This window comes from Jongsikchunia kroppenstedtii DSM 45133 (assembly GCF_000380485.1).
GTDB lineage: Bacteria > Actinomycetota > Actinomycetes > Mycobacteriales > Mycobacteriaceae > Jongsikchunia > Jongsikchunia kroppenstedtii.
Genome location: NZ_AQYG01000049.1, coordinates 227,842 through 252,243, shown reverse-complemented (window position 1 = coordinate 252,243; position 24,402 = coordinate 227,842). Strand labels below are relative to the sequence as shown.

At 67.9% G+C, this 24,402-nt stretch carries 23 protein-coding genes; 20 read left to right on the top strand and 3 right to left on the bottom strand.

The window, feature by feature from the left end:
• Positions 1-19: 19 nt before the first annotated feature.
• The gene (metF, locus tag G341_RS0115260; RefSeq protein WP_026303730.1) at positions 20-952 is read left to right on the top strand and encodes a methylenetetrahydrofolate reductase [NAD(P)H]; all 933 of its coding nucleotides are present in this window, start codon (positions 20-22) and stop codon (positions 950-952) included.
• A 125-nt stretch (positions 953-1,077) separates the two neighbouring features.
• Here metF and G341_RS0115255 read toward each other — a convergent pair whose 3' ends face one another.
• Together G341_RS0115255 and G341_RS0115250 are read right to left on the bottom strand one after the other, a co-directional pair.
• Positions 1,078-1,854, bottom strand: a complete 777-nt coding sequence (locus tag G341_RS0115255; RefSeq protein ID WP_026303729.1) for an LppM family (lipo)protein — start codon at positions 1,852-1,854, stop codon at positions 1,078-1,080.
• A 71-nt stretch (positions 1,855-1,925) separates the two neighbouring features.
• Positions 1,926-2,537, bottom strand: coding sequence for a GNAT family N-acetyltransferase (locus G341_RS0115250; protein WP_018180026.1), 612 nt, complete (start codon positions 2,535-2,537; stop codon positions 1,926-1,928).
• Between the two features lie 329 nt (positions 2,538-2,866).
• Here G341_RS0115250 and G341_RS0115245 point away from each other — a divergent pair, with 329 nt between their 5' ends.
• The 16 genes from G341_RS0115245 to pgeF all read left to right on the top strand — a co-directional run bounded on the left by G341_RS0115245 (position 2,867) and on the right by pgeF (position 20,928).
• Positions 2,867-3,292 (top strand): SAV_6107 family HEPN domain-containing protein, encoded by a 426-nt coding sequence (locus G341_RS0115245; RefSeq protein WP_018180025.1) that lies wholly within the window; start codon positions 2,867-2,869, stop codon positions 3,290-3,292.
• Positions 3,293-3,408: 116 nt separating this feature from the next.
• On the top strand, positions 3,409-3,816 hold the full coding sequence (locus tag G341_RS0115240; protein WP_026303728.1) for a DUF3040 domain-containing protein: 408 nt from the start codon (positions 3,409-3,411) through the stop codon (positions 3,814-3,816).
• 339 nt (positions 3,817-4,155) lie between these two features.
• A complete protein-coding gene (mraZ, locus tag G341_RS0115235) occupies positions 4,156-4,587 on the top strand; it encodes a division/cell wall cluster transcriptional repressor MraZ (RefSeq protein WP_018180023.1) in 432 nt (143 codons plus the stop codon).
• Between the two features lie 236 nt (positions 4,588-4,823).
• Positions 4,824-5,771, top strand: coding sequence for a 16S rRNA (cytosine(1402)-N(4))-methyltransferase RsmH (rsmH, locus tag G341_RS0115230; RefSeq protein ID WP_051092852.1), 948 nt, complete (start codon positions 4,824-4,826; stop codon positions 5,769-5,771).
• Between the two features lie 30 nt (positions 5,772-5,801).
• Complete coding sequence (ftsL, locus tag G341_RS22215) at positions 5,802-6,662, top strand: cell division protein FtsL (RefSeq protein WP_018180021.1); 861 nt, start codon at positions 5,802-5,804, stop codon at positions 6,660-6,662.
• A gap of 20 nt (positions 6,663-6,682) precedes the next feature.
• Positions 6,683-8,644: a peptidoglycan D,D-transpeptidase FtsI family protein gene (locus tag G341_RS0115220; RefSeq protein WP_018180020.1), complete on the top strand. Its 1,962-nt coding sequence runs from the start codon at positions 6,683-6,685 to the stop codon at positions 8,642-8,644.
• Positions 8,645-8,751: 107 nt separating this feature from the next.
• Positions 8,752-10,371, top strand: a complete 1,620-nt coding sequence (locus G341_RS0115215) for a UDP-N-acetylmuramoyl-L-alanyl-D-glutamate--2,6-diaminopimelate ligase (RefSeq protein WP_018180019.1) — start codon at positions 8,752-8,754, stop codon at positions 10,369-10,371.
• Entirely contained in the window at positions 10,368-10,829 is a 462-nt protein-coding gene (locus G341_RS0115210; protein WP_018180018.1) for a UDP-N-acetylmuramoyl-tripeptide--D-alanyl-D-alanine ligase, read from the top strand. Before G341_RS0115215 ends, G341_RS0115210 begins: the two co-directional genes overlap by 4 nt.
• On the top strand, positions 10,829-11,911 hold the full coding sequence (mraY, locus tag G341_RS0115205) for a phospho-N-acetylmuramoyl-pentapeptide-transferase (RefSeq protein ID WP_018180017.1): 1,083 nt from the start codon (positions 10,829-10,831) through the stop codon (positions 11,909-11,911). Before G341_RS0115210 ends, mraY begins: the two co-directional genes overlap by 1 nt.
• Before the next feature lie 7 nt (positions 11,912-11,918).
• Positions 11,919-13,442, top strand: coding sequence for a UDP-N-acetylmuramoyl-L-alanine--D-glutamate ligase (gene murD / locus G341_RS0115200; protein WP_026303727.1), 1,524 nt, complete (start codon positions 11,919-11,921; stop codon positions 13,440-13,442).
• On the top strand, positions 13,439-15,289 hold the full coding sequence (gene ftsW, locus G341_RS22210) for a putative lipid II flippase FtsW (protein WP_018180015.1): 1,851 nt from the start codon (positions 13,439-13,441) through the stop codon (positions 15,287-15,289). The genes murD and ftsW overlap by 4 nt, the downstream gene beginning before the upstream one ends.
• Positions 15,286-16,452, top strand: coding sequence for an undecaprenyldiphospho-muramoylpentapeptide beta-N-acetylglucosaminyltransferase (gene murG / locus G341_RS0115190; RefSeq protein WP_018180014.1), 1,167 nt, complete (start codon positions 15,286-15,288; stop codon positions 16,450-16,452). Before ftsW ends, murG begins: the two co-directional genes overlap by 4 nt.
• Before the next feature lie 44 nt (positions 16,453-16,496).
• The gene (murC, locus tag G341_RS0115185) at positions 16,497-17,966 is read left to right on the top strand and encodes a UDP-N-acetylmuramate--L-alanine ligase (RefSeq protein WP_155827005.1); all 1,470 of its coding nucleotides are present in this window, start codon (positions 16,497-16,499) and stop codon (positions 17,964-17,966) included.
• Positions 17,956-18,639, top strand: coding sequence for a cell division protein FtsQ/DivIB (locus G341_RS0115180; RefSeq protein WP_018180012.1), 684 nt, complete (start codon positions 17,956-17,958; stop codon positions 18,637-18,639). Before murC ends, G341_RS0115180 begins: the two co-directional genes overlap by 11 nt.
• A 349-nt stretch (positions 18,640-18,988) precedes the next feature.
• On the top strand, positions 18,989-20,173 hold the full coding sequence (gene ftsZ, locus G341_RS0115175) for a cell division protein FtsZ (RefSeq protein WP_018180011.1): 1,185 nt from the start codon (positions 18,989-18,991) through the stop codon (positions 20,171-20,173).
• Positions 20,170-20,928: a peptidoglycan editing factor PgeF gene (gene pgeF / locus G341_RS0115170; RefSeq protein ID WP_018180010.1), complete on the top strand. Its 759-nt coding sequence runs from the start codon at positions 20,170-20,172 to the stop codon at positions 20,926-20,928. The genes ftsZ and pgeF overlap by 4 nt, the downstream gene beginning before the upstream one ends.
• A gap of 128 nt (positions 20,929-21,056) precedes the next feature.
• On the opposite strand, the gene G341_RS0115165 is transcribed toward pgeF, so the two are convergent.
• On the bottom strand, positions 21,057-22,319 hold the full coding sequence (locus G341_RS0115165; RefSeq protein WP_018180009.1) for a serine hydrolase domain-containing protein: 1,263 nt from the start codon (positions 22,317-22,319) through the stop codon (positions 21,057-21,059).
• Positions 22,320-22,351: 32 nt separating this feature from the next.
• Here G341_RS0115165 and G341_RS0115160 point away from each other — a divergent pair, with 32 nt between their 5' ends.
• The 3 genes from G341_RS0115160 (at position 22,352) to G341_RS0115150 (ending at position 24,368) form a co-directional block, all read left to right on the top strand.
• Positions 22,352-23,086, top strand: coding sequence for a YggS family pyridoxal phosphate-dependent enzyme (locus G341_RS0115160; RefSeq protein WP_018180008.1), 735 nt, complete (start codon positions 22,352-22,354; stop codon positions 23,084-23,086).
• Positions 23,087-23,175: 89 nt separating this feature from the next.
• Positions 23,176-23,931, top strand: coding sequence for a cell division protein SepF (locus G341_RS0115155; protein ID WP_018180007.1), 756 nt, complete (start codon positions 23,176-23,178; stop codon positions 23,929-23,931).
• Positions 23,932-24,071: 140 nt separating this feature from the next.
• The gene (locus G341_RS0115150) at positions 24,072-24,368 is read left to right on the top strand and encodes a YggT family protein (RefSeq protein ID WP_018180006.1); all 297 of its coding nucleotides are present in this window, start codon (positions 24,072-24,074) and stop codon (positions 24,366-24,368) included.
• Positions 24,369-24,402 lie beyond the last annotated feature (34 nt).

Below are 24,402 nucleotides of genomic sequence, written 5' to 3'. Positions count from 1 at the left end.
GCCTCCGTACACTAGGCAGGTGAGTCAAACTGTCCAAACGTCGGTGATCGAGAGCCTCAAGGCGCCGCACCACGGTCCGGTTCCGTTCTCGGTGGAGTTCTTCCCCCCGCGCGATGACGCGGGCGAGGAGCGGCTCTGGCGTGCGGTGCGGATCTTCGAACGGATGCACCCGGCGTTCGTCTCGATGACCTATGGGGCGGGCGGTTCGACGCGGGAGCGCACGGCGCGCATCACGGGCCAGCTGGCTCGCGAGACCACGCTGCTGCCGGTGGGACATCTGACGGCCGTCAATCACAGCGTCGCCGAGCTGCGCGCGGTGGTCGGCGCGTTCGCGGCCGAGGGCATCAGCAATATCCTGGCGCTGCGCGGCGACCCACCGGGCGATCCGCTGGGCCAGTGGACCAGGCACCCCGAGGGCGTCGAGTACGCCGAGGAGCTGGTGCGGCTGGTGGGCACGCTCGGTGACTTCCACGTCGGCGTCGCGTCCTTCCCCGAGGGCCACCACAGCGCGCCGGACCTCGAGTCGGACACCGCGCACCTGGTCTCGAAACTCCGTGCGGGAGCGGACTATTCGATCACCCAGATGTTCTTCGAGGTGGACGACTACCTGCGACTGCGCGACCGGGTGGTCGCCGCCGATCCCGAGCAGGGCGCCAAGCCGATCATCCCGGGCATCATGCCGATCACCTCGCTGGCGTCGGTGCGCCGGATGGTCGAGTTGTCGGGCTCCCAGCTGCCGGGCTGGCTCGACGAGCGGCTCAGCGCCGCCGCGGGTCCCGGCGAGCAGGAGGATCGTGATGCGGTGCGTGAGGTCGGCATCGATGTGGCCACCGAGATGGCGCAGCGGCTGATCGCCGAGGGGGCGCCGTCGCTGCACTTCTGCAGCCTGAACTTCGCGCGGGCCACCGGCGAGGTGCTGCAGCGCCTCGGGATGGACGTGCTCGTCCCATAGCCGGCGCGCGTTACGTCGTCAGCTGGTGATCAGATGGACGATCCGGCTAGGCGGAGGTCGTTCCGCAATACCGCTCTTGTATGCGGGACGGCCGACAACGCAGCCGGGCGTTCATCTGGCGGCAGCTAGTCGCGCGGCAGATGCCGGTTGAGGACTTTGTCCTTGATCGCCTGATACTGCTCGCGGGGGGTCGGCACCGGCTCGCCGTAGCGCGGGGTCTGGTCGCGCATCACACGGGCCAGTGCGACCACGACCACGACCGCGGCCAGGGCGACCGCGATCATCAGGAAGGTCCAGCCGCCGAAGCCGGCGGTGCTGGGGTCGTCGTAGTGCGACTCGGCGGTCATCGTGGTCGCCTTGCCGGCCGCGAGCTTCCACGTGACCGTGTCGTTGTCATCCTGGGTGCCGTTGGATGCCGAGACCTTGCCGGCGAATTGCACGGCGAACTCGACGTAGTCCTCGGCGGGCTTGAGCGAGGTGAGGTCGGCCGTGCCCTGGAAGGTCACCGTCCCGCCGGACCGGCTGGCGGCCACGTCCATCGAGATGGTGTCGCTGGGGAAGGCGTCGACGACCATGTCGCTGAGTTGGCTGAACTGCCCGAACGTCACGCCCGTGTAGTTGACCTGGGTGCCGATCATCCCGTTCTGCTTGTACACGCCCGCGTTGGCGACTGACGAAAGGGCGGGCGGCACACTGACATTCGGCCCCTTGTCCTGACCGGTGTCGCGGTGCGCCACGATGATCCGGCCCCACAGCTTGTCGCCGCCGACATTGGAACTGCCGCAGGCGGCGACCATCGGCAGGGCGGCGAGCAACAGCATCAGGGTGGCGAGCATCCAGCGCATCGACGCGCGATTCGGTCGCCGGGAGCTGATGCGGTGGGTGATCGGTCCGGAATGCACCTGGCTATGGTGCCAGGTCCGGAACCGGTTTCGGCTGCGCGACGCGGACCCGGTCCTCATAGCGGCGGTCCTCATAGCGGCAGGCCCCGTCCGAGAATGGCGAATGGGCGGGGGTCGCCAGCGAAGGAGAACTGGCGCAGGACGTCGACGAATCCGAGTCGCCGGTAGAGCCGCCACGCCCGATTCTCCTCGCCGGGCACCTCCGGGGTGGACAGCAGCACCTTCGGCGCCGGTACGCCGTCGAGCAGACGGGTGAGCAGCCACTGGCCGATGCCTTGGCCCTGGGCCTGCGGGTGCACATGCAATTCGGTGAGTTCGAAGTAGTCGTCGGCGATCGTCGAGATCTGCTCGCGGGTGTAGCCGACCCGGGCCAGCCCCTGACGCAGCTGCTGGTTCCACCATTGACTGGCGCCGCCGGGGTATCCGTAGGCGATTCCGGTGAGGACCTCTGGCGCCGGGGCGATCGGATTGTCATCGCGGCGCACCAGCCGCTGGTCGTCGACCGGGCCGTCGGGGGCGGGCGACAGCGTGGCGACGCCGCGCCAGCCGGGGCGATGCAGATGCTCCCGCCAGAGCGGGTAGCGCTGCTGGGCGGTGCCGCGGGGGTAGTTCATGGCCGTCACGTAGACGTCCAGGGCGGCGGGAAGCCAGAGGTGCGCGTCGGTGGCGTCGAGCTCGACCATCCGAACCGCCCCGGGGTTCCTCGTCGTCACGTTGTGCCTCTCTGGTCGACTTCTGCCCCTGCTTGTGACTTCCGTCTCGGCAGTGCGTGAGCCCTGAGTGTTCTTTCTCATGACCCCTTGAGAGTTGTCGGGGGGTGTAGCTATATTGAATATGTCGAACGGGTGTTCGAGTCTCTGACCTTCGCAGATTCAACCTCCGCAAAGGTGATTCCGAGCCCGGGGAGACACCGGCGGACCCGGCGGTGAGCGAGGGAAGCGTTCGCCGCCGGGATCCGTTCTACCGAACAGAGCCCACGGCGGCGATTCGATAGGGGCGGGAGGTGCCCGACATGGCTACGCCGACAACGCTGGCACTTGATGATCCTCGCCGGATCACCAGGGCCCGTGACCTGCTCGATCGTGCCGAGATGCTCCTGGTCCCGGCCTCCACCGATCCGGCCGACCAGTTCCTCGGCCTCTACCTGGCCGCGTTGCGCGGGGCGGGGGCGATCCTCGCGCTGTACGAGCGGCCGTCACGCATCGGGTCTCGCAGCGCCTGGCTGCGGCTGCCCAAGGTGGCATCGGACATGGACACCTGGGCGGCGTACTTCGCCGGATTCTCCGATCTCCGCGCCGATCTGGATGCCGGGCTGAGGCGGTCGGTGCCCGAGTCGGTGGTCACGGAACTGCGTCATCAGGTGAACAATTTCCTCGACCGGGTCGAGGCCGAGATCGTCCGGGTCGAGCATGGACGTACCGCCGCACGGGCCGCCTAGTCTCGATCGAGTTCGTTCCGAGATGGGTGAATAGTGGTCCGACATTCCAACACCTCGTATCATCGGTAGTAGAGGCCGGAAATTTCCGGCGAGGTGACGTGCTGAAGGAGGGGTCGGTGCCACTCTCAGAGCACGAGCAGCGAATGCTCGAACAGATCGAAAGCGCCCTGTACGCCGAGGATCCGAAGTTTGCGTCGCATGTTCGTGGACGACGGTTCGGCGGTGGCGGCAGCGTTTCCCGCCGGCGCATACAGGCTGCTTCGGTCTTTGTTATCGGGCTCGGACTGCTGATCGGCGGTCTGGTTGCAAACGTGACGGTGAGCGGGTTCCCGATCCTCAGCCTGATCGGCTTCCTGGTGATGTTCGCGGCGGGCCTCATGGCCCTATGGGGATTCACCTCGGGATCCTCCGGCTCCCAGTCGTCCCCGTCGACCGGTTCGGCACGAAGCGGCCGTCGCAGTGGGCGCAAGTTCTCCGAGCGAATGGAAGACCGCTTCAACCGGCGCTTCGAGCGCGGGGAGTAATACGCAGACCTGATCGACTGATCTGAACAGCGGCCGCATCGCGGCCGCTGTTTTTTGTTGCCCATCGGCGCCCCACTCCCTAGATCCCCACTTTGCGCCACCCGAGCGTCCACGGGCTCCGTGCGTCGACAAAGTGCCAGGTCGTCAGGCTTCTGTCGGGGAACCGAGTGACGGCAACCCTGGTGTGTCGCATCCCTCTGCATGGCTATGACCTGCACCGATGATCATCGGTGGGGGAACAATGCAGCAATAGGGTGGCAAGTGGTGGAAAGTGGGGTACAGTGGTGATCGACCGAAGGCAATCCGGAGTTTTCGGTTGATGGGTTTGGAGGTGCCGCGATGTTTCTCGGTACCTACACGCCCAAGCTCGACGACAAGGGGCGGCTGACGCTGCCCGCGAAGTTTCGAGAGGCACTGCTGGGAGGTGTGATGATCACCAAAGGTCAAGATCACAGCCTTTCGGTGTACCTGCGTGACGACTTCGCCGAGCTCGCCAATCGCGCCATGGCGGCGTCGAAGAACAATGTCGAGGCCCGGGCCTTCGCCCGGAACCTCGCGGCCAGCACGGACGAGCAGCGGCCGGACAATCAGGGGCGGATCACCCTGCCTGTCGAGCACCGCCGCTATGCCGGGCTGACCAAAGAGTGTGTGGTGATCGGTGCCGTCGATCACCTGGAGATCTGGGATGCCGACGCCTGGCGTCGCTACCAGGACGAACACGAAGAGACCTATTCGCAGGCCGGCATCGAGTCGCTCGACGCGATCCTGTGAGCGTAGGCGGGGCCCGATCTGTGTACACCGATCGAGTCCGGACGGGTGGATCGAGGCCTCTGTCCGAAACGCCGTCCCTGACGCACTTCCCCAGCGCCAGGTACGGGTTCGGACGGAGACCCGGATCCATCCGTCACCTATATTCCCCGAGAAAGGCTGGGCCCGTGAGTGATTCGGCGTCCGGCGTCGGCGGTGACGCAGACGCCCGCGGACGACGATTCGGGCACGTGCCGGTCATGGCCGATCGCATGGTCGAGCTGCTCACTCCCGCGCTCACGGCTAGATCCGCCGACGGTGCCGACGCGATACTGATCGACGGAACCCTCGGCGCGGGTGGACATTCCGAACTTTTTCTCACTCGGTTCCCCGCACTGCGGGTCATCGGTGTGGACCGGGACCAGTCCGCGCTCGACCAATCGGCCGAACGGCTGAGCCGCTTCGGCGACCGGATGTCGTATGTGCATCGGCGCTACGACGAACTGGCTGAAGTGTTTGCTGCCGAGTCGATCTCGTCCTGCAACGGCGTGCTGCTCGATCTGGGCGTGTCGTCCATGCAGCTGGATCAGGCGCAGCGCGGATTCGCCTACGCCAGCGATGCTCCGCTGGACATGCGGATGAACCCCGACGACGATCTGACCGCGGCCGACGTGCTCAACACCTATTCGCACGGCGAATTGGCAAGGGTGCTCAGCGAATACGGCGAGGAACGCTTCGCTGGCAAGATCGCCTCGGCGGTGCTGGCCGAACGCGACAAAGAACCTTTCACCACCAGCGGACGGCTCGTGGAGCTGCTGTATCGGGTGATCCCCGCGGCGACCCGCCGCACCGGTGGCCATCCGGCAAAGCGCACTTTCCAGGCGTTGCGGGTCGAGGTGAACGCGGAGCTGCGCTCGCTGGAGAACGCGCTCCCGGCGGCGATGAACCGCCTCGCCGTCGGTGGTCGACTGGTGGTGATGTCGTATCAGTCGCTCGAGGACCGAATGGTCAAGCGCGCGTTCGCCGATCGGGTCCGCACCAAAACGCCGCCCGGCCTCCCGGTCGACCTGCCGGGCACCGAGCCCGACTACGCGCTGGTGACCCGCGGTGCCGAGCAGGCGCCGGAGGACGAGCGGGAGCGGAATGCGCGGTCGGCGTCGGTCCGGGTGCGCGCGATCGAACGTATTGGAACTAAACATGATTGGTGACCAGAGCATGATTGACGGGGGTGAGCTGCGATGAGCGTTGTGAACGAGACACGTCAGACGCGGACCCGTGACGGTCGGACTCAGTCGGGTCGGCGCTCGCGGGTCGGTGCCGCCGATGTGTCCGGGCGCGCGCGTTCGGCCTCGGCCCAGCGTGCCATCGACCGGCGTCGCAAGCGGCTGGCCAACGCCGCGCTCACCGGCGCGAGTCCGGAGCGCGACTTCCGTCCACTGGCGCAACGCATCTCATTGCCGTCGACCTCGCCGGTGGCATTGGCTCGCCGGATCCCGTTCGTCTTCCTCGTCATCGGCATGCTGGCCCTCGGCCTGGCCCTGACACTATGGCTGTCCACGACCGCCGCGCAGAATTCGTACCAGCTCAGTGCGGCAAAGCAGACGAATCAAGACCTGCAGAATCGATTGCAGCAGATCAAGAAGAACTATGAGTCGGGGCAGTCGGCTCCAGAGCTTGCCAAGAAGGCGACCGAGCAGCTGGGGATGATTCCGGCGACCAATCCGCCGCGCCTGGTGGTGGGTCCCGACGGCAAGGTTCGAGTGGTCGGCGAGGTGAAGCCGGCGCAGGGGCCGCCCGCACCGTCGATGGATCAGGGCAACTCGGGCGCGGTGAATCCTGGTGTGAATCAGCAGAATAAGCCTGCCGCCAGCAACACCGACGGCAGCGATCCCAACTCTGCCGCGGCCGCCGTGCCGAACTTCAGCAACGTGCTGCCCGGTGCGTCGGCACCTACCCCGGCCGGCCAACCCGCCGCGCCGGCGGGACAGACGCCGGCCGTCGGACAATCATCCGCTCCGGCGCCTGCAGCGCAAGCGCCGCAGCAGAATTCCCCACAAACTGGCGGCGCGCCGACCGCAAATTCGCCGGCAACTCCTTAGCGCAGTAGACAATTGATCACATGACGCGTACCCACTCCGAGCGCACCCGCGGCCGGCGAGGCGGGTCGTCGCGCGACCGGCGGCAGCCCGCGAACATTTCCCGACGCGGCCGTTCGGCGGCGGCTCCCAAGGGCGGCGTCCGCGCGCAGCCGTCCCGCAAGGTGCGCGGCGTCCGCCTGGGCGGCGCGCACAATGCGCGAATTATCGAGGCGGGCAAGCAATTCCTGCTGCGCCACCGGATCGCGTCGACCATCGTGCTGGTTGCGGTGTCGGTGGTGGTGATCCGGATGGTGTGGCTGCAGGTCGTCGAGGCCCCGTCGCTGTCGGCCGAGGCGGCGAGCCAGCGCACCGTCACCGAAGCGCTGCCGGCCAAGCGCGGTGAGATCGAAGACCGCTTCGGGCGTGCTCTCGCGTACACGGCCGACGCGCGCAATCTGACGTTCCAGCCGGTGATCGAGCGCGCCGCGATCGAGAAGCTGCATCAGAAGGATCCGTCCGCACCGGACCCGTCCGCGCGCATCAAGCAGATCGCCGCCGGCATTCATCAGGCCCTCGGCGACAGCGTCGACGAGAACGATCTGATCGCCAAGATGAACTCGAACGAGCAGTTCGTTTATCTGGCCCGGCTCATCGGACCCGACGTCGCGGCCTCGCTGACCGATCAGTTCCCAGAGGTGGGCGCCGAGCGGCAGGCGGTCCGGCTGTATCCCGGAGGACCGTTGGCGGCCAACATCATCGGCGACGTCGACTTCGACGGCAACGGACTCATCGGCCTGGAGTCGTCGATGGATTCCACGCTCGCCGGGACCAACGGGTCGCAGACCTACGACCGCGGCTCGGACGGCGCCATCATCCCGGGCAGCATGCGCAACGTGCACCCGGCGGTCAACGGCAAGCCGGTGCAGCTGACCATCGACGCCGACCTGCAGTGGTTCGTGCAGACACAGGTGCAGAAGGCGAAGGACCTATCCGGCGCCAAGAGTGCATCGGTGGTGGTGCTCGACAGCCACACCGGCCAGGTGCTGGCGATGGCCAACAACGGCACGTTCAACCCGGCGCAGCCGCTCGACCAGCAGCAGAACGCGCAACTGGGCGACCTGCCGGTGACCTCGCCGTTCGAGCCCGGATCGGTGAACAAGATCATCACCGCGTCGGCCGTGATCCAGAACGGCATCAGCAAGCCGACCGATGTCCACCAGGTTCCCGGCAGCATCAACATGGGCGGCGTCACAGTCAACGACGCGTGGTCGCACGGTGTCGCGCCATATACGACTCAGGGCATCTTCGGTAAGTCGTCCAACGTCGGAACCCTGATGCTCGCGCAGAAGGTGGGCCCGGACCGCTATATGGATCTGGTCAACCGCTTCGGCCTCGGCCAGCGGACCAACGTCGGGCTGCCCGGCGAGAGCGGCGGCGAGGTGCCGCCCCGGTCGCAGTGGTCGGGCAGCACGTTCGCCAATCTGCCTATCGGCCAGGGGCTTTCGATGACGCTGCTGCAGATGACCGGCCTGTATCAGACCATCGCCAACAACGGCCTGCGCGTGCCGCCGCGGATCATCATGGGCGGTCCGGCGCCGGACCCGGTGCAGGTCGTCGACCCGCAGACGGCGACCACGGTCCGCAACATGTTCGAGGCGGTCACCCAATGCGACCCGACCGGGATGCAGGAGGGCACCGGTTGCAAGGCGGATGTGGACGGGTATCAGATCAGCGGCAAGACCGGTACCGCCCAGCAGGTCGATGCCAACGGCCGCTACTCGAACTCGAAATACAACATCACGTTCGCAGGCATCGCGCCGGCTGATAACCCGCGGTTCGTCATCGGCATCATGCTCGACAACCCGTCGCGCAGCACCGACGGCAGCGGGGGACAGTCGGCCGCTCCGTTGTTCGCGACGATCGCGAGCTGGATGCTGCAGCGCGATCGGGTGCCGCTCTCGCCGACACCGGCGCCGAAGCTGATTCTGCAGGCCGGATGGTGACCGGAGAATCATCATCGGGGCTGCGTACCGGCAGATCGTGATCGTGATCGGCCCCAGGTAAGTTATCTGACGGAATCTTGGACGTTTGGCCGTGAAGGAGGTCGGTTGTGGCATCCTCCGGACGGCAATCCGGACGTCGCAGTGCGAAGTCGGCACTGCATCCGGCGTCGGTCGCGCCGACCACCGTTGCGGTTCTATCCGCGGCCTGTCATGCGCGGTTGGATCTCATCGGGCATGTGGACGAGTCGACCACGGTCACGGGCGTGACGCTGCGGGCGCAATCTGTACGGCCGGGCGATCTGTTCGCGGCCCTGCCGGGAGCCAATGTGCACGGTGCCGAGTTCGCGGCCGATGCACTCGCGCGGGGCGCGACCGCGGTGCTGACGGACCCGCGGGGGCGCGACATCATCGAGGCGCTGCCCGGTGAGCACGACTGCGTGGTGCTGGTGCACTCGCGGCCGCGAACGGTCCTGGGGACGTTGAGTTCCCGGATCTACGGCCAGCCTTCGCGACGCCTCAAGCTGATCGGTATCACCGGCACGTCGGGCAAGACCACCACCTCGTATCTGACCGAGTCGGCTCTGATGGCGGCCGGTCGTACGGTTGGGCTGATCGGCACCGTCGAGACGCGGATAGCCGGTGCGCGGCAGCCGAGTTCGTTGACCACGCCGGAGGCCCCGGACCTGCAGGCGATGCTCGCGGCGATGCACGAGCAGGAGGTGGACACGGTCGTCATGGAGGTGTCCAGCCATGCGCTCGCGCTGGGCCGGGTGGACGGCAGCGTGTTCGCGGTGGGTGCCTTCACCAACCTGTCGCAGGATCATCTCGACTTCCATCGCACGATGGCCGACTACTTCGACGCCAAAGCCATTCTGTTCCAGCCGGATTCGCCGGTACATGCGCTGCGGTCGGTGGTCTGCGTCGACGACGACGCCGGCAAGCGGATGGCCCGCGTCGCCGGTCGGGGGGCAGTGACCGTGTCGGTGACCGGCGTGCCCGGGGTCGCCTGGAGCGCCGGCGAGTCGACCGTGACCGCCGACGGCGGGCAGGACGTGGCGATCACCGATCCACACGGCGCGGTCCACCAGATCCATGTCCCGCTGCCCGGCCGCTACAACGTCGCCAACGCGCTGACCGCGATCGCGATCGCGACCACCGCCGGGGTACCGCTGTCCGACGCGATCCGCGGCATCGACGACGTGCGGGTGCCGGGGCGGATGGAGCGCATCGATCGGGGCCAGAAGTTCCTGGCGATCGTCGACTATGCCCACAAGCCCGCCGCGCTCGCCGCGGTCATCGAGACACTGCGCGGGCAGGGGGTCAAGCGGTTGGCCGTCGTCGTCGGCGCCGGCGGTGACCGCGACCGCGGCAAACGCGAGATCATGGGCGAGGTCGCCGCGCGGGGCGCCGAGTTGGTGATCATCACCGACGACAATCCGCGCACGGAGGACCCGGCGGCGATCCGGAGCCAGCTGGTCGGCGGTGCCGCCGCCGTCAAGGGCGAGCCCAGTCCGCTGCGCAGCACCAAGACCGCGCGGGTCAAGGAGATCGGCGACCGCGCCGAGGCGATCGCCGAGGCCGTGCGCTGGGCGCGTCCGGGCGACGTCGTGCTGGTGGCCGGTAAGGGCCACGAGGTCGGTCAGGAGATCAACGGAGTCAAGCACCCCTTCGACGATCGGGATGTGCTCGCCGGGGCGATCGACGACGTGCGCAAGGGCGGGAAATGAGCGGGCTCGAGACGAATGACATGGCTCGCGTGCGGGTCGTGCCGTCGGCCGATCTGACGGTCGCGCTGCGCGAGCTGGCGACGACCGCCCATGATGCGGCCGCCGCGGGGACCGAGCTGCAGAGCTGGGCCGTGCTCGGGGAGATGGACCGCGACGAGACCGCGGACGGGTCGGTGGCCGATCTCAACGCCTGGGTCATCGAACACGACCGCATCGGGCGGCTGGCGGTGCGACTCGACATCAGCCGCGTGATCTGCGTCGGAACCTCCCGGGCGGTGCGCGGACTGCATCAGGGCGCGGTGATGGAGGGCTCGTGGGGAGATGAGGCGATCCTGGTGGGCACCGTTGATGAGGCGTTGGCGATACTAGGTGCGCAGCGCGGCCCGGACGATGTCATCGTCATCAGCGGCGGTGCGGAACTCGGGCTCGACCAGTTGTCGGATCGGATAGGCGGATAGTGCGACAGATCGTTATAGCCGGCGCCCTCGCGCTGGCGGTGTCCATCCTGCTCACGCCGGTATTGATCAAGCTGTTCACCCGGCAGGGATATGGCCAGGAGATCCGTGTCGAGGGGCCGCAGAGCCATCAGACCAAGCGCGGCACCCCGTCCATGGGTGGCGTCGCGATCGTCGCCGCCCTCTGGGTCGGCTACTGGGGTGCGCACCTGCCCGGCCTCGGCGGCCAGGGACCGAGCGCATCCGGAATGCTGGTGCTCGGGTTGGCGACCGCGCTCGGGCTGGTCGGCTTCCTCGACGACTACATCAAGCTCGCCAAGGGCCGGAACCTCGGCCTGAACAAGACCGGCAAATCGATCGGCCAGCTGCTGGCCGCGGTGGCCTTCGGCGTGCTGGTGCTGCAGTTCCGCGGCGGCAGCACGGGATCGTCGCCGGCCAGCACCAAGCTGTCGTATGTCCGCGACATCGACGCGATCGCCATCGGCTCGGTCGCCTTCGTGATCTTCTGCTGGCTGATCGTCGCCGGTTGGTCGAACGCCGTGAACTTCACCGACGGACTCGACGGCCTGGCCGCCGGCTCGATGGCAATGGTCTCGGGAACGTATGTGCTGGTGACCTTCTGGCAGTACCGCAACGCCTGCGTCGGCGGCCCCAAGCCCGGCGGTCCCGGCTGCTACGAGGTGCGCGATCCGCTCGACCTGGCGCTGATCGCGGTCGCCGGCGGCGGGGCCTGCCTCGGCTTCCTGTGGTGGAACGCCGCGCCCGCGAAGATCTTCATGGGCGACACCGGTTCGCTGGCCCTCGGTGGTCTGCTGGCCGGCCTGTCCATCACCACCCGAACCGAGCTGTTGGGTGTCGTGATCGGCGCGCTCTTCATCGTGGAGCTGGTCTCGGTCATCATTCAGATCGCCGTGTTCCGCACGACCGGCCGCCGCGTGTTCCGCATGGCGCCGTTCCACCATCACTTCGAACTCGGTGGGTGGGCCGAAACGACGGTCATCATCAGATTCTGGTTGCTCACCGCGATCAGCTGCGCGCTGGCGTTGTCGCTGTTCTACGGTGAATTCCTGTCGGCCGGTGGCTGATTCGCCGATGACCGAGTTCGGGGTACAGGACCTGCCGGGTGCACGGGTGCTGGTGCTCGGCGCCGGCGTGGCCGGTGCGTCGGCCGCCCGTTATCTCCTGGGGCGCGGCGCGCAGGTCACGGTCTGCGACGAGCGCGCGGAATCGCTCGCGCCACTGATCGAACGGGGAGCGGCCGGCCTCGGTGCCGCGGACCTCGACGCCGACTGGCCGGCGCGGACCGATCTGGTGATCGCGTCGCCCGGCTTCCGGCCCGACCATGCCCTGCCGAGCGCCGCCGCCGCGGCGGGTGTCCCGGTCTGGGGCGAGGTCGAATTGGCCTGGCACGTCGATCGTTCGGGGGAATTCGGCGCCCCGCGTCGGTGGCTCGTGGTGACCGGCACCAACGGCAAGACGACGACGACCGGCATGGTGGAGTCGATCTGCGCCGCCGCCGGCGAACAGGTGGCCGCGTGCGGCAACATCGGGTTGCCGGTGCTGGACGCCCTCTCCGTTCGAACACCGTCCGGTCCCGCTCGAATGCTGGCCGTGGAGCTGTCGTCGTTCCAGCTGTTCTGGGCGCCCTCGATCCGGCCGGCCGCGGGCGTGGTGCTCAATATCGCCGAAGACCATCTCGACTGGCACGGCTCGTTGGAGCATTACGCGGCCGCGAAATCGATTGCCCTGCGCGGCGACATCGCCGTCGTGCCGGTCGAGGACCCGATCGTCGCGAGCATGGCCACGCCGGCCGACACCCGTCGCGTCGAGGCGACGTCGGGGGAGCCGGCGGCCGGTCAGGTCGGCGTGGCGGGCGGCGCGATCATCGACCGCGCGTTCGCCGAGCCGGCGGGCACGGTCTTGGTCGAGACCGCGGTGATCCGGCCGTCCGGGCCTTCCGGTCTGGCCGACGCGCTGGCCGCGGCGACGCTGTGCCGCGCGGTCGGAGTGCCGGCGGACGCGGTCGACCGCGGGCTGCGGGATTTCCGGGTCGCCGCGCATCGCGGCGAAGTGGTCGCGGTGGGCGCGGGCCTGACGTTCGTCGATGACTCGAAAGCGACCAATCCGCATGCGGCACAGGCGGCGATCGCGGCGCACGATCGGGTGGTCTGGCTCGCGGGCGGCCAGCTCAAGGGCGCTTCGGTCGACGAATTGCTGGTCGCGGTGGGTGATCGGCTCGCGGGTGTGGTGCTGTTCGGCGTCGACGCTCCGCTGATTGCCGACTCAATCTCGCGACACGCCCCATATGTCCCAACAGTCACAGTAGTAACACGAGACGATGGCCTGGTGAACGCTCATCAGGCCTCCAACCCAACCGGTGATCGGGCTGCCAGTGCCGTGGACGTGATGTCCCGCGCGGTACAGGCCGCGGCGGAACTGGCGGGCGGCCCGGGCGGAAGTACCGCGACGGCCGGAGATGGTGCGCAGGGGACTGTCGTACTGCTCGCCCCCGCCGCCGCGTCGTTCGACATGTTCGCCGGGTATGCGCAGCGAGGCGATATGTTCGCCGCCGCGGCGCAAGCGCTTCCCGGCATTTCGGCCGGGGCGCGCGCATGAGTGGCAACGACAGCAGTGAGAACGGCCTCGACGCCGACGGCCTCGATGAGTCGGTAGCTTCCGCCGAGTCGGCGGACCCCGCCGGTGCGAGCGCGGCGAAGGCCCGCGATTCCTCGAAGGATGTTCCGCAGGAAACCGATTCGCGTTCGCAGGCCGACTCGGATGCGGACAAGACGCCGGACGACAAGAAGAGTGCACGCCAGACCAAGCCGGCACCCCGACAGCGCTCGGTGCGGAGCGAGTGGACGTCGCCGCGCGAGATGGTGGCGAGCGTCCTGGCGCGACCACTGGCGTCGTTCCATCTGATCGTCACCCTCGGCGTGCTGCTGACGGTGTTCGGCCTGGTGATGGTCCTGTCGGCCTCGTCGGTCGAGGGTTACGCCAAGGACGGCTCGGCCTACGGCATGTTCACCAACCAGGTGATATTCACGCTGGCCGGAATCGTGTTGTTCTGGTTCGCCATTCGGCTGCCGATCCGGATGATGCGGCGGCTGGCGGCGCCGTCGGTGGCGGTGACGACGCTCATGCTGGCCGCAGTGCTGGTGCCCGGCATCGGTACCTACAGCCAGGGCGCACGCCGGTGGTTCAGCGTTGCCGGGCTCAGCCTGCAGCCGTCGGAGCTCGTTAAGGTGGCGCTGTGCGTCTGGGCCGCGCATCTGCTGGCGTCGCGGCGACGCGAGAACGCGTCGTTGAAGGAACTGCTGATCCCGCTGGTCCCGGTTGCGGTCCTGATCTGCGCCCTGATCATTCTCGAACCGAACCTCTCGACCACGATCACCATCGGCATCATCGTCGCGGCCGCGCTGTGGTTCGCCGGACTGCCGATCAAGGTCTTCGTGTCCTTCGTGATCTCGGGCGCGATCCTGGCCGTGGTGCTGTCGCTGGTCGAGGGGTATCGCAGCCAGCGCGTCATGAGCTTCCTCGGTCAGACGCATGATCCACAGGGCGCGGGCTATCAGGCGAAGCAGGCCCGGTACGCCCTGGCCAACGGCGGATTCTTCGGCGTCGGACTGGGGCAGAGTCGGGCGAAATGGAACTATCTGCCCAACGCGCACAACGACTTCATCTTCGCCATCATCGGCGAGGAGCTCGGCCTGATCGGCGCGCTCACCGTGGTGCTGCTGTTCGGATTGCTGGCCTATGTCGGCTTCCGGATCGCGCTGCGGTCGGTCGATCCGTTCCTGCGGCTGCTCACGGGGACGATCACCGTGATCATCACGGCGCAGGCGCTGATCAACATCGGCTACGTTATCGGCCTGCTGCCGGTCACCGGAATCCAGCTGCCGTTGCTATCGGCCGGTGGTACATCAACCCTGACGACGATGACGATGTTCGGGATATTGGCCAACGCCGCCAGACATGAACCTGAAGCGGTCGCGGCGCTGGCTGCGGGCGGCGACGGCCGATTCGGCCGGTTGCTGCGGTTGCCGCGCGCGGTTCCGTATTCGCCGTCGCGGTCCGACTCGCTGCGGGATCGTCTCGATCGGCGGCGGACCCGCGGATCGCGGCCGGCTCCCAAGCGCATGGCCGAACCGCGACGTCGCGGCGAACCGGCTGATCGTGGCCGGGGCCAGGCACCGCTGCCGCGCCAGCGCACGCCCAGCACCCCGTGGCGGGGCGAGTCGCGTCAGTCTCGGGAGAAGGCGGCGCGCGTGCACGGTCGATCGCATCGCGGGTCGGCGCAGTCGCAGGGCGGGGCGCGTCGAGGCAAGGCTGCACAGCCGTACCGCCCGACCGCGTCGTCCCAGCGACGAACCTCACAGGGCGACCCGACCGATCGCCGTCGCAGCCACTCTCGATGGGATGATGACGGCATGCGTCATCAGGGAATGGGCTGGGCTCCGTGACCGAAGGTCACTCGGGATCGTCACCGACCGAAGGTCAGCCGGGTTCGTCACTGACCGAAAGACTGTCGATCGTCGTCGCCGGCGGCGGCACCGCCGGCCATATCGAACCGGCGCTGGCCGTCGCCGATGCCGTGCGTCGGCTGCGACCGGACGCACTGGTCACCGCTCTCGGCACGCAGCGCGGGCTGGAGACGACCCTGGTGCCGCGGCGCGGCTATCCGCTGGAGCTGATTCCGCCGGTTCCGTTGCCGCGGAAGATCACCGGTGACCTGTTCAAGGTGCCGACCCGGGTGCGGGCGTCGGTGAAGGCGACCGGCGAGGTGCTGGACCGGCTGCAGGCGGACGTGCTCATCGGCTTCGGCGGCTACGTGGCGTTGCCCGGCTACCTGGCCGCGCATTCGCGAAAGCGCAAGGTGCCGATCGTGATTCACGAGGCCAACGCGCGGGCCGGGCTGGCCAACAAGGTCGGCGCCCGCTACGCCGATCGGGTGTTCGCGGCGGTCGACGACTCCGGCCTGAGCGCCGAGGTGGTCGGGATCCCGGTGCGCCACGCGATCACCGATCTCGATCGGGGAGCATTGAAGGCGCAGGCGCGCGAGTTCTTCGGGCTCGATCCGAATGCCCCGACCCTGCTGGTGTTCGGCGGCTCGCAGGGCGCGGCCAGCATCAATCGCGCAGTGTCCGGGGCCGCAGCGGCGTTGGGTTACAACGGCATCGGCGTGCTGCATGCCCACGGCAAGAAGAATTCGATCGAGGTGTCACCGGTCGCGGGGGCGCCGGCCTATGTCGGCGTGCCCTATATCGACCGGATGGATCTGGCATATGCGGCCGCGGACCTGGCCGTGTGCCGGTCCGGCGCGATGACGGTGGCGGAGGTCTCCGCGACCGGGCTGCCGGCTGTCTATGTGCCGCTGCCGCATGGCAACGGGGAGCAGCGGCTCAACGCGCTCCCGGTGGTCGACGCCGGCGGCGCGCTGCTCATCGATGACGCGGACCTGACGCCGGAATGGGTCGAGACGAAGATCGTTGATCTCATGACGGATCCGGTTGCTCTGCAGGCGATGTCGTTGTCGGCGGCCGGTGTCGGCCACCGGGGAGCGGCGGAGGCCGTCGCGACGGCCGCGCTCGAACTCGCCGAGCAGCATCGGGCGGGGGAGCGGTGAGCGATCTGCAGGTGACGGTGCCGCCGAAGCTGGCCCGGGTGCACATGGTCGGGATCGGCGGCGCGGGCATGTCCGGCCTGGCACGAATCCTGTTGGCACGCGGCGGGCAGGTTTCCGGTTCGGATGCCAAGGAGAGTCGCGCGGTGCTGGAGTTGCGCGCTCGTGGCGCGAAAGTGCAAGTGGGACATTCGCCGGCGGCGCTCGACCTGCTCGAGGGCGGTCCGACGATGGTGATCACCACGCACGCGGCCATCCCGAAAGACAATCCGGAACTGGTGGCGGCGCGTGAGCGGGGCATCCCGGTGGTGCTGCGGCCGCAGGTGCTCGCGGAGCTGATGGCCGGCAATCGCACGCTGCTGGTTGCCGGCACCCACGGCAAGACATCGACCACGTCGATGTCGGTGGTGGCGCTGCAATCCTGCGGGCTGGACCCGTCGTTCGCCGTCGGCGGTGAGCTGAACGAGTCGGGGACCAATGCCCATCACGGACATGACTCGATCTTCGTCGCGGAGGCCGATGAGAGCGACGGGTCGCTCCTGCAATTCGAGCCCGATGTGGCGATCGTGACCAACGTGGAATCCGATCACCTAGACTTCTTCGGCTCCGAAGAGGCCTATGTGCAGGTGTTCGATGACTTCGCCGATCGCACCAAAACCGATGGGACGCTGGTGGTCTGCCTCGACGATGCGGGCTCGGCCGCGCTGGCCGGTCGGGTCGCCGAACGGTTGCAGCAGCGCGGTGTCGAGGTCGTCGGCTACGGCCGCGGTACGCACCGCGAAGCCGCGCCCACCGTGCCGTTGGTCGCCGAACTCCTCGACTTCCGGCCGCGGGCCGCAGGCGGATCGGCGTCTGTCCAGCTGTCCGGTGTCGACGAACGACTCGAGGGCGAGCACCTGCTGACGCTGGCCGTTCCGGGGGAGCACATGGCGCTCAACGCGATCGCCGCGCTGCTGGCCGGGGTGCGGATCGGGGCCCCGGTGGATCGGGTCATCGGCGGCATCGAGAGCTTCAGCGGCGTGCGCCGCCGTTTCCAGCTGCGCGGCATCGTCGGCGACGTCTCGGTATACGATGACTATGCCCACCACCCGACCGAGGTCTGCGCCGTGCTGACGGCGGCCCGCGACCTGGCGGCTGCCCGCGGCGGCCGGGTCATCGCGATCTTCCAGCCGCATCTGTACTCGCGCACAGCGACTTTCGCCCGCGAGTTCGGATCGGCGCTGAGTCTGGCCGATCAGGTGATCGTCCTCGACGTCTTCGGTGCTCGCGAGCAGCCGGTGCCCGGCGTGAGCGGACAGACGATCGCGGACGCGGTGACCTCCGCCGTCGACTATGTGCCCAACGTGTCGCGGTTGCCGGGCCGGGTCGCCGAGCTGGCCCGCCCGCATGACGTGGTCCTGACCATCGGCGCCGGCGACATCACGATGCAGGGCGAGGAGATTCTCGCGGCGTTGCGGCAATCCGCGGCGGATGAACAAGCCGCACAGGCGAATCCGGACGGCGCAAATGGCGCGTAAGCCCACGCGGATCCGAGGTGCCCGGCTGCTGCTGGGCACCGTGCTGACGGTGGTCGTCGTGATCGGGCTGATCTTGGCCGCCTACTTCACGCCGCTGATGTCGGTGAAAAAGGTGACGGTGTCGGGGAATTCGGTGGTATCGGCCGATGAGATCCGGGCGGCCGCGGCCGTTCCGGCGAACAAGCCGCTGCTGCAGGTCGATACCGGCGCATCGGCCCGGAGGGTGGCGGCGATTCCGCGCATCGCCACCGTCCGGGTCAAACGCAGCTACCCGTCGACGATCGCCATCACCGTCGTCGAGCGCACGCCCGTGGCCTACGTCGAGGGCAGCGACGGCAAGCAACTCGTCGACGACAGCGGCTACCCCTACGCGAAGGGCGACCCGCCGCCGGGACTGCCGAAGCTGGTGACACCCAACCCGGCATCGGGCGATCCCGCGACCACGGCGGCGCTGTCGGTGCTGACGCAGCTGCCGCCGGTCATCGCCGGCCAGGTGAGTGAGGTCGACGCGGACACCGCGTCCAGCGTCGTGCTGATTCTCAAGGACAAGCGTCGGGTCGACTGGGGCTCGGACGACGAGTCCCCGGCGAAGGCGCAGACCCTGATCGCCCTGCTGACCCAGCCCGGCCATGAGTACAACGTCATGAGCCCGAACAATCCGACCGTCAAGTAGGAACGCGGGCCACGGTTCGTCCGTCGGATTTTCGGAACGGTCATGAGCCCGAACAATCCGACCGTCAAGTAATCGAAATCCGCGCCGGTTTCGTAGATCCGCGCCGCCTGTAGTCGTCGCGGATCCACGAAAACGGCGCGGATTCGGGCACGGATGAACTAATGGCAACGCGAATTTCGCGACACGCGGCGCGCCTGCTGGCCTGACCCCGGATGGGTGCCTACCTTTGCCTCAGCGTTTCGCTACTTGACATAACTATAACCCTATGGTTTAGGTTTAGGGTTTTGATTCAGGGGTTATGTCGACAGCGATCGCGGCAGACGTAAGACACCGAGGAAAGGCGAACGCTATGACGCCCCCGCACAACTACCTGGCCGTCATCAAGGTCGTCGGCATCGGCGGCGGCGGCGTCAATGCCGTGAACCGAATGATCGAACAAGGGCTCAAGGGAGTCGAGTTCATCGCCATCAACACCGACGCGCAGGCGCTGTTGATGAGTGATGCCGACGTCAAGCTCGACGTCGGTCGTGACTCGACCCGCGGCCTCGGCGCCGGCGCCGACCCCGAGGTGGGGCGCAAGGCGGCCGAGGATGCCAAGGACGAGATCGAAGAACTGCTCAAGGGCGCCGACATGGTGTTCGTGACCGCCGGCGAGGGCGGCGGCACGGGAACCGGCGGTGCGCCGGTGGTCGCCAGCATCGCGCGTAAGCTCGGCGCCTTGACCGTCGGCGTGGTCACCCGCCCGTTCACCTTCGAGGGCAAGCGCCGCGCGGGTCAGGCCGAGGCCGGCATCGGCTCGCTGCGGGAATCGTGCGACACCCTGATCGTCATCCCGAACGACCGGCTCCTGCAGCTCGGCGATGCGAACGCGAGCCTGATGGACGCCTTCCGCAGCGCCGACGAGGTGCTGCTCAACGGTGTTCAGGGCATCACCGACCTGATCACCACGCCCGGCCTGATCAATGTCGACTTCGCCGACGTCAAGGGCGTGATGAGTAATGCCGGCAGCGCGCTGATGGGTATCGGCTCGTCGCGTGGCGACGATCGGGCGGTCAAGGCCGCCGAGTCGGCGATCAATTCGCCGCTGCTCGAGGCGTCGATGGAAGGCGCACGGGGCGTGCTGATCTCTATCGCAGGCGGCAGCGACCTGGGCCTGTTCGAGATCAACCGCGCGGCGACGCTGGTGCAGGAGGCCGCGCACGAAGAGGCCAACATCATCTTCGGCACGGTGATCGACGACAATCTGGGCGACGAGGTGCGGGTGACTGTCATCGCGGCCGGCTTCGACGGCGGTGCGCCGTCGCGCAATCCGATCGAGTCGGTGCGCGCCGCCGCCTCGGGCACCGTCGCGAGTGCGTCGGCCGGTGAGACGTCGGCGGCCGGGAAGCATGCCACGCTGCTCGAGGAGCAGGGCAAGCCGGGCGATCCGTTCTCGACGACGGTCGCGCATGAGCCGGGAACCCGGCCGCGCAGCAACATGATCGGTCTGGAAGACGACGACGATGTCGACGTCCCGCCGTTCATGAAGCGATGACGTCGGCGTCGGGGAGCGAGCAGGCGGATAGCGGTGAGGCGCGGCCCGGTCGGGTCCGTCGAGTCGTGACCGCGCGCGCCGGCGGTGCATCCGTCGGTCCGTACGCATCCTTCAACCTCGGGGATCACGTCGGCGACGATCCGGAAGCGGTCCGCCGCAACCGGATCCGACTGGCCGAGCAGATCGGGCTGGAGCCCGATCACGTCATCTGGCTGGAGCAGATCCACAGTCGCACCATCGCCTACGTCGACGGTCCGCGGGCCGACCGCATCGAGGCGACGGACGGCGTCGTCACCGACAAACCCGGCATCGCGCTGGCGGTGCTGTCCGCCGATTGCGTGCCCGTGCTGCTGTCGGACGACGAGGCCGGGGTGATCGCCGCGGTGCATGCCGGCCGGGTCGGAGCGCGCATCGGTATCGTGCCGGCCGCGCTCGAGGAGATGGTCAAACACGGTGCGCGACTCGACCGCATCGGCGCCTTCCTGGGGCCGGCCGCGAGCGGCCGCCAGTACGAGGTGCCGGCCGACATGCGTGCGGACGTCGAGAGACATCTGCCGGGCAGTGCCACCACGACCGCGAAAGGCACACCGGGACTTGATCTCCGGGCCGGCATTCGTCGGCAGCTGCTGGAGGCCGGCATCGCGGCGGTGGCCGAGGATCCCCGCTGCACCATCGAGGACCAGTCGTTGTTCAGCCATCGCCGCGGCGCTCCGACCGGCCGACTCGCGTCGGTCATCTGGATCGACCCGAGCTGATCGTGCCCGCGTCCGGCGTTGAGATGGCCGCGGGCCGGAGCCCGCTGGAAACATGGGATATCCGGCACGGAAAGGACGTAGTCTCCTCGAATCCCCGTGTGTGTCATGGTTCCAGCGGCGTCGGGGCGCTATACCCGGGTACGGCCGGCCGCGCGCACGATCAGCGGCCACAACGGCGCGAAGAATGCGGTCTGATCGGCGACCCACGTGCTCATCAAGCGGTTGTGCACGAATCCCGCGGCGAGTCCGCGGCCCGGATCGGCCCAGCCGGTCGAGCCGCCGAGCCCGACATGCCCGAAGCTGCCGGCCAGGCTCGGCAGAGACGGCCCCGAGTGGTAGCCGAGCTGGAACTTGAACGGCAGACCCAGCGTGCGATCGAAATCGAGTCCGCGGATCGGCGCGAGCTGTCGGGTGGTTGCCGCCGAGAGCAGGCGTCGACCGTCGACGCTGCCGTCGCCGGCCAGGGCCGCATAGATCTTCGCGAGCTCATGCGCGGGAACCATCGCGTTGCCGGCCGGCAGTTCGACGTCGTAGATCGGGCTGATCGGGGTGCCGTCGTCGGCGAGCCACCATTCGAGTCCGGGCACATGCAGGGTGCGCAGCGTGCCGCCGATGCCGGGCAGTCGCTTGATGCGTTCGAGCGTCGGCGCCAGTCGCGTGTCGAGCGGTCGGCGGTGCATCACTGGTGCGAGCGCCGGGACCAGCGCGGTGTGCTGGGCGTTCGGATCATGCGAGCGACCCAGCGACAGTCGTTGCAGCCCGAGCGGCTGGGCGATCTCCGACTGGTACAGCTCGCCCATGCCCTGGCCGGTGATACCGCGGGCGATTCCGGACATGATCGTGCCGATGGTCAGCGAGTGGTAGGCCTGCCGGCCGTAGTGGGCGCCGATCGGCGCGGCCGCCAGGCGTCGCTCGAACTCTTCGAGGTCACTGAGCTGTTCGAGCGTGCTGACGATGCCGTCCAGCCGGGACAAGCCGACGCGGTGCGCCAATGCCTCGCGAACGGTGATACGGCCCTTGCCGTTCGCCGCGAAATCCGGCCAGTATTCGGCGATCGGGGCGTCGTAATCGAGCAGCCCGCGGTCGGCGAGCCGATGCACCACGGTCGCCGAGATGCCCTTCGACGCGGAGAAGATCAGGCCCGCAGTGTCGTGTGTCCACTCCGCATCGGCGGTGGCCTTGCCGGCCCAGACATCCATCACCGGTTCGCCGTCGAGGTAGACGCACAGGGCGCCGCCGCCGAACTTCAGTCGACTGAACAGCAGCGCGAAGGCTTTGGCCGGCCGCGCGAAGTCGGGGCTGACCCAGCCGGATACGCCGGCGGGTGGGGTGATGGCCCCGGCCGGGGCCGGAGCGGTCTCGGGGGCGGGGACCGGTTGCGCGAATGTCATGGAGGAAAGTTAGCAGTACTGGGAGTACCGGAATGAGCGATCAGCGGGAAATCGAACTCGGCGAGCGGTTGGCTGCCGTGCGGGAAAGGGTCGAGCGTGCCTGCGTCGCCGTTGGTCGGGGAGCTGCCGACGTCGAACTCCTGCCCGTCACCAAGTTCTTTCCGGCGTCGGACGTGGTGCGGCTGACCAAGCACGGCTGTACCCGGTTCGGCGAAAGCCGGGAGCCAGAGGCCGGTCGCAAGGTCGTCGAGGTCCGGTCGATCCTCGGCGAGGCGGCCGATATCCGTTTCGACATGATCGGCCGGCTGCAGCGGAACAAGGCGAAAACCGTTGCGCGCTGGGCGGATCGGGTGCATTCGGTGGATTCGTCCCGACTGGCCGATGCATTGTCGACGGCTGCCGCCGCGTCCCTGGACGATGGTGGTCGGGCCGCGCCGCTGCAGGTGATGCTGCAGGTGAGCCTGGACGGGGATCCCGGGCGCGGCGGCGTCGTGGCCGCCGACCTGCCCGCACTGGCCGATCGGGTCGTCGAATTGCCGGGTCTGGAGCTCGCAGGATTGATGGCGATCGCGCCGCTGGATTCCGATTCTGCCCGTTGGTTGGCGGCGGTCGGGGAGACGCACGCGCGGTTCGTGGAGGCATATCCGCAGGCGGGGCAGCTTTCCGCGGGGATGTCCGGAGATCTGGAAGACGCGATCAAATATGGATCGACATGCGTGCGTGTCGGTACCGCGATCATGGGTTCGCGGCCGATACTCTCGCCATAGTTGTTCGTCACACGAGTAACACAGGCACCAAGAACACCACCGTTCACCCGAAGGCATACGAGTACCGATCAGGCGAGGAAGGTCACTCAATGAGCACCATGCACAAGTTCAAGGCGTACTTCGGGATGGTCCCCCCAGCTGAATACGACGACGACTACCTGGACGAGCCCGCTCCCCGGCTCCAGCACCGTGATTACGGACGCGATAGCCGCGACTACCGCGACGATCCGTTCGCCGACGACTACCGCGACGCCGACTTCGAGGACGGCTATGCGGACGACTACAGCTACGGCCGGTCGGGCGGCTACCGCTCCGAATATGCCAGTCGCCGTGATGAATACGTGGACGATCGTGAGTACGCCGACGAGCCCGATCTCGCCTACGCGGGCGGACATCGCGCGGACATCGAGCCCGAGCGCTACTCGTCGCGTCTTGCCCCGCTGCCGCAGCGCGGCGGCCGCGCTACGGCGCTGCGTGGTCGCGGTGGCAGCGGTCGTTCGATGACCGCCGGCGCGCTGGCCGTCGACACTCGCGGTGACCTGGATCGGTTGTTCGAGGAGGGCCCGTTGGCCAAGATCACCACGCTGCGTCCGGCGGATTACGCCGAGGCCCGCACGATCGGCGAACGCTTCCGCGACGGCAGCCCGGTGATCATGGACCTGGTCGACCTGAGCAATGCCGATGCGAAGCGCGTCGTCGATTTTGCGGCCGGCCTGGCGTTCGCGCTGCGCGGCTCCTTCGACAAGGTCGCCACCAAGGTGTTCCTGCTGTCGCCCGCCGACATCGATGTGTCGCCCGAGGATCGGCGCAAGATCGCCGAGACCGGGTTCTACAACCACAACTGATACCCACCGCCGAATCCGGACCTGCGATCATTCGCAGGTCCGGATTTCGCGTCCGGGTGGCGGTTCCGGATTCAGCTGTTCGCGAAGACCTACCCCGTTCGCCCCGATCGGTGCGGCACTATTCCGAACAATCAGGCAAGGTGGTGAGCGTGCAGGCGCTGGGAGCAACCCTCTACTACATACTCTTGATCTACTGGCTGTTCTTGCTGGCCAGGCTGGTGATCGAGATGGTGCGGTCGTTCGCTCGGGATTGGCATCCGACCGGCATCACCGTGATTCTCATCGAAGTCATCTTCACGGCGACCGATCCGCCCATCAAACTGCTCCGCCGACTGATCCCGCCGTTGCCGCTCGGGCCGGTCCGGTTGGACCTATCTCTCATGATCACCATGATCGTGATCCTTATCGCCATGCAGCTGGTGCAACAGATCCACTGAGCGGGTCGATAAAACGCCAGAACACGGTGTCGTT